Annotated in this window: 5 protein-coding genes; 1 reads left to right on the forward strand and 4 read right to left on the reverse strand. The window is 70.4% G+C overall.

Annotated features, from left to right (window positions below; translation table 11 throughout):
• The 4 genes from A9W96_RS02785 to A9W96_RS02800 all read right to left on the reverse strand — a co-directional run.
• The coding region (locus A9W96_RS02785; RefSeq protein ID WP_156765090.1) for a 13E12 repeat family protein at positions 1–905 on the reverse strand (905 nt) is incomplete at its 3' end.
• A gap of 57 nt (positions 906–962) precedes the next feature.
• The gene (locus A9W96_RS02790; RefSeq protein ID WP_067137815.1) at positions 963–1,823 is read right to left on the reverse strand and encodes a pseudouridine synthase; all 861 of its coding nucleotides are present in this window, start codon (positions 1,821–1,823) and stop codon (positions 963–965) included.
• The gene (locus A9W96_RS02795) at positions 1,820–3,562 is read right to left on the reverse strand and encodes a glycerol-3-phosphate dehydrogenase/oxidase (RefSeq protein WP_066859680.1); all 1,743 of its coding nucleotides are present in this window, start codon (positions 3,560–3,562) and stop codon (positions 1,820–1,822) included. The genes A9W96_RS02790 and A9W96_RS02795 overlap by 4 nt, the downstream gene beginning before the upstream one ends.
• A 73-nt stretch (positions 3,563–3,635) precedes the next feature.
• A complete protein-coding gene (locus A9W96_RS02800; protein WP_067137817.1) occupies positions 3,636–5,051 on the reverse strand; it encodes an NAD(P)H-quinone dehydrogenase in 1,416 nt (471 codons plus the stop codon).
• A gap of 82 nt (positions 5,052–5,133) precedes the next feature.
• On the opposite strand from A9W96_RS02800, the gene A9W96_RS02805 reads away from it, so the two are divergent.
• Positions 5,134–5,574: gamma-glutamylcyclotransferase (locus A9W96_RS02805; RefSeq protein ID WP_067137820.1), on the forward strand; the 441-nt coding region annotated here is incomplete at its 3' end.

Genomic DNA, 5,574 nt, shown 5'->3' on the forward strand with positions numbered 1-5,574 from the left:
AGCTCGGCGAGCAGCTCCGGTGAGATCAGGCCCTCGGCGCCCAGCTCGCAGGCCGGCGCCGATCCGCAACCATCCAGACTGGCCCGCTCGGCGACCACATGAATCACCACCGGCCCGGCGGGTCGCTTGCCGGCCGCACAGTCGGCGCGTCCGCAGCGGCAGCCCAGCCGGTCTGCCCCGCCCGCCAGCGCGCCCAGCGCATCGGCGCGGCGTTGCTCGCGGGTGCGCGGGTCGTGCTCACACACCGTGGCCGCCAACGCGTTCAGGCGCCGGTCCAGCGCATGGGCGTCCGGGGCCAGCAGCGTGCCCTCCAGATGCGCCAACCCCTCCCCCATGTCGGCGACCCACACCTCACGCCCGGCCGCGCGCTCCTTGCGCCGCCGCACCGCATCCGCATCAGCGCGAGCCACCACCTTGTCCACCTGCGCCGCCAACCGGCCCTGGCTCAGTGACGGCCACCTGGTCACGTGGGCGGCCAACTCGGCGTCCACCGCCGCCAGCACCTGCGGGTCGGTGATCAAATCGGTGCGGAACACGATCGTCTGAAACATCAGGTAGCCGATGTCGCCGGCTCTGAAGGCCGCGCTCACCTTCGGCAGCCGTTCCCGCATCGCGCGCGCGTAGCGCACCCGGCTGGCGGCCAGGCCCTGGCTGATCCGCAGCTCGGCGGCCACCTCCGCACCCACCGCCGCCTCGGTGTCCACCGCCCACTCCTCGGTCTCCGAACACCGCGACAACCGATAGGCGAACAACTCACCAATCGCCACCAACTGCGCGGCCGCCGCCCGATTCTCCGCCCGCGCGGCACCGCCGATCCGCTCGAGCAACCCCGTCGACACCGGCGTCGCCGACGGATAACGCCGCTCGAACCGCTCATCGAACCGCGCGGTGACATCTTCGAACATACATTCGATCATGCCATTGGCCACCGACACGCGTGAGCACCCCGGCGAAAAGAACGGCTAGGGCTCCGCGCGACGGCTGACGAACTCGCGTCGCACACCGGTGAGCAGATCGGTGAACTCGATCCGTTGCGCCAGCAGCCGCAGCGGCGTGCTGAAGTCGTCGGCCGCGACATCGACCACGTCGGGATACAACGGATCCCCGCCGATCGGGATGCCCAGCGAGGCCATGTGCACCCGCAGCTGGTGGGTGCGCCCGGTGCGCGGCGTCAGCCGGTACAGCCCGTCCGGCGATAGCAGCTCCACCCGCGTCTCGGCATTGGGCGCGCCCGGCTCGCAGACCGCCTGTAAGTGCCCGCGGCGCTTGATGATTCGGCTCGTCACCACGCGCGGCAGCTCCAGCTCCGGATCGACGGCGGCCCGGGCCAGATAGGTCTTGCTCACCAGGCCGCGGGAGAACAGCGTCTGGTAGGCGCCGCGCACCTCGCGCCGCGCGGTGAACAGCAACACCCCGGCGGTCAGCCGGTCGAGCCGGTGCGCCGGGCTCAGCTCGGGCAGCCCGAGCTCGCGCCTGAGCCGAACCAGCGCGGTCTGCGCGACGTGGCGCCCGCGCGGCATGGTGGCCAGAAAGTGCGGCTTGTCGACGACCACGATGTCGTCGTCGCGGTGCAGTACCGGGATGTCGAACGGGACGGGCACCTCGTCGGGCAGCTCGCGATACAGGTAGACGCTCGCACCGGCGGGAAGCACTGTGGCACAGTCGATTACCGCGCCATCGGCGCCGACGACCTCGCCGGCCAGCACCTTGGCGCGGGCCCGCGCACCGAACCGGGCGGTCAGTTCGGCCAGTACCTGCCCGCCCCGCAGCCGCACCCGCGCGGGGCCCAAGCCATCGCGGACCGGAAGCGGCGCTGGCCTCAACTGAGCGGGACCGGCTCGAGGATCTCGGCGCGCGCCTCGGGGGCGCTGGCCCGCAATTCGTCGGCGGACACGTCGTCGGGCTGGGCCTGGGACAGGATCTCGGCCTCCACCCGGGCGGTGTAGTTCGCTACCTCACGCTCGATGTCCTCGGCCGACCAGCCCAGCACCGGCGCGACCACGTCGGCGACCTCGCGGGCACAGTCGACGCCGCGGTGCGAGTATTCGATGGAGATGCGCATCCGGCGGGCCAGGATGTCCTCCAAATGCAATGCGCCCTCGGCGGTTACGGCATACAGCGCCTCCACCCGCAGGTAGCCCGGCGCCTCCTTGATCGGGTTGAGCAGGTCGGGCCTGTCGGCCGCCAGCGCCAGCACGTCGCCGATCAGCGAGCCGTAGCGGTCCAGCAGATGACGCACCCGGTAGGGATGCAGACCCTGCAACTCGGCGACGTGCTCGGCCTGGTTGATCAGCGCGAAATAGCCGTCGGCGCCGAGCAGGCTGACCTTCTCGGTGATCGACGGCGCCACCCGGGCCGGAATGAATTGGGCCGCAGCGTCAATCGCGTCGGCGGCCATCACCCGATAGGTGGTGTACTTGCCCCCGGCGATCGCGACCAGGCCCGGCGCGGGCACCGCCACGGCGTGCTCCCGGGACAGCTTGGAGGTCTCCTCGCTTTCCCCGGCCAGCAGCGGGCGCAGTCCCGCGTACACCCCGTCGATGTCGGCGTGGGTGAGCGGGATGGCCAGCACCGTGTTGACGGTCTCCAAGATGTAGTCGATGTCGGCCTTGGTGGCCGCGGGGTGGGCCAGGTCGAGATTCCAGTCGGTGTCGGTGGTCCCGATGATCCAGTGGCTGCCCCACGGGATGACGAACATCACCGACTTCTCGGTGCGCAGGATGATCGCGACGTCGCTGACGATGCGGTCGCGCGGCACCACCACGTGCACGCCCTTGGACGCCCGGACCTGAAATCGCCCGCGCTGCTTGGACAATGCCTGGATCTCGTCGGTCCACACTCCGGTCGCGTTGACCACCACGTGCCCGCGGACCTCGGTGATCGCGCCGTCCTCGGAGTCGCGCACCCGCACGCCGGTCACCCGATCGCCCTCGCGCAGCATGGCGACCACCTGCGTGGAGGTGCGCACCACCACACCGTAATGGGCGGCGGTGCGTGCGACGGTCATGGTGTGCCGGGCGTCGTCGACAACCGTGTCGTAGTAACGGATTCCACCGATCAGCGAGCTGCGCTTCAGCCCGGGGCTCAACCGCAGCGCGCCGGCACGGGTCAAATGCTTTTGCGCCGGAACGGATTTCGCGCCGCCGAGCCGGTCGTACAGAAAGATCCCGGCGGCGATGTAGGGGCGCTCCCACATGCGATTGGTCAGCGGGAACAGAAACGGCATCGGCTTGACCAGATGCGGCGCCAGCGTGGTCAGCGACAACTCGCGCTCGTAGAGCGCCTCGCGGACCAGCCCGAACTCCAGCTGTTCGAGGTAGCGCAGGCCGCCGTGGAACATCTTCGACGAGCGGCTCGAGGTGCCCGAGGCGAAGTCGCGCGCTTCCACCAGCGCCACCTTGAGCCCGCGGGTCGCGGCGTCCAGCGCGCAGCCCGACCCCACCACGCCGCCGCCGATCACCACCACGTCGAACTGCTCGGCGCCCAACCGCTGCCAGGCCTCCTGGCGCTGCCGCGGTCCCAGCACGGATACCGGGGAGCTGCGCTGGGTGGGATCAGTCACGACCAGGACTCCTCACTGGGGAAACTCCTCCTCGGTTACCGGTCAGTAGGACGTGCTGCACCAAGGCTAACCGCTAGTCCAGGTCGTCGTGCGCCATCAGCCGCCGCGCGGCCTCGGTGATCGAGCCGGACAACGAGGGGTAGACCGCCAGCGTCTGCGCAAGCTCGTTGACGGTGATGCGGTTGGTCACCGCGACGGCGATCGGCAGGATCAGCTCGGAGGCGATCGGTGCCACCACCACGCCGCCGATCACCACGCCGGTGGCCTGGCGGCAGAAGAGTTTGACGAAACCCTGTCGCAGCCCGGACATCTTGGCGCGCGCGTTGGTCCGCAACGGGAGCATGACGGTGCGGGCGGGCACCGAACCGTCGTCGATCATGGTCTGGGGCACCCCGACGGCGGCGATCTCGGGCCTGGTGAACACCGTCGCCGCCACCGTCCGCAGCCGGATCGGGCTGACGCCCTCGCCCAGCGCGTGATACATCGCGATCCGGCCCTGCATGGCGGCGACCGAGGCCAGTGGCAGCAGCCCGGTGCAGTCGCCGGCCGCGTAGATGCCGGCCACCGAGGTCCGCGACACCCGGTCCACCGTCAGGTAGCCCCCACGGCCCAGCTCGATGCCGACCCGGTCCAGTCCCAGGCCGCCGGTGTTGGGGACCGACCCGATGGTCATCAGCGCGTGGCTGCCCTCGACCGTGCGCCCGTCGGCCAGGGTGACCAGCACGCCGTCCACGGTGCGGGTGACCGATTGCGCGCGGGCGTTTTTGACCAACTCGACGCCGCGCTCGGAGAACGCCTCCTCCAGGACCAGGGCGGCGTCGGCGTCCTCGTAGGGCAGCACCCGGTCGCGGCTGGCGACCACGGTCACCGGCACGCCCAATTCCGTGTAGGCGTGTACGAATTCGGCGCCGGTGACCCCGGACCCGACCACGATCAGGTGCTCGGGCAGCGCCTTGAGGTCGTAGAGCTGGCGCCAGGTCAGGATCCGGTCGCCGTCCGGCGGCGCCGACGGCAGCACCCGCGGGCTGGCGCCCGTGGCGATCAGCACCACGTCGGCCTCGTACTCGCTGGTGGCGCCATCGCGGGCGGTGGCTTTGACGCGGTGGCAGGCCAAGCCTGGGTTGGGGTCGATCAGCTCGCCGCGGCCGGCCACCACGTGCACGCCCATCCCGAGCAGCTGATCGGTGATGTCGGCCGACTGCTCGGTGGCGAGTTGCTTGACCCGGGCATGGATCTGCGGCAGCGAGATCTTGGCGTCGTCGATGTCGATCTCGAATCCCAGCCGCGGCGCCCGGCGCAACTCGGTGCGCAGCCAGGTGGAGGCGATGAACGTTTTGGACGGCACGCAGTCGTCGAGCACCGCCGCGCCGCCGATGCCGTCGGAGTCGATCACCGTGACGCGGGTCGTGTCGGGGTGTGAGGTGGCGGCCACCAGCGCGGCCTCGTAGCCGGCCGGGCCGCCACCGAGGATCACGATGCGGGTCACCACAGCCCCCAACCTAACGAAGCGGCGGGGACCCCGCGAATGCTCGGGGGAAGACCGGCCAGCGTCGGACGTCTAAGCTTTCCCCGTGCCGCTCTACGCCGCGTACGGGTCCAACATGGATCCCGAGCAGATGCAGAAACGCGCGCCCCATTCGCCGATGGCCGGAACCGGCTGGCTGCACGGGTGGAGATTGACCTTCGGTGGCGAGGACATCGGCTGGGAGGGCGCGCTGGCCAGCGTCGTCGAGGACCCGGGGTCAAAGGTGTTCGTCGTCCTCTACGACATGACTCCGGCGGACGAGAACAACCTGGACCGCTGGGAGGGCTCGGAGTTCGGCGTGCACAAGAAGATCCGGTGCCGGGTGGAGCGGATCTCGTCGGACACCGACACTGACCCGGTGTTGGCGTGGCTGTACGTGCTGGACGCCTGGGAAGGCGGCATGCCGTCGGCCCGGTACCTGGGGGTGATGGCCGACGCCGCCGAAATCGCCGGAGCGCCAAGCGATTACGTACACTGGCTGCGCACC

It is taken from the genome of Mycobacterium sp. 1245852.3 (assembly GCF_001669335.1).
In the GTDB taxonomy this organism is placed as follows: Bacteria; Actinomycetota; Actinomycetes; order Mycobacteriales; family Mycobacteriaceae; genus Mycobacterium; species Mycobacterium europaeum_A.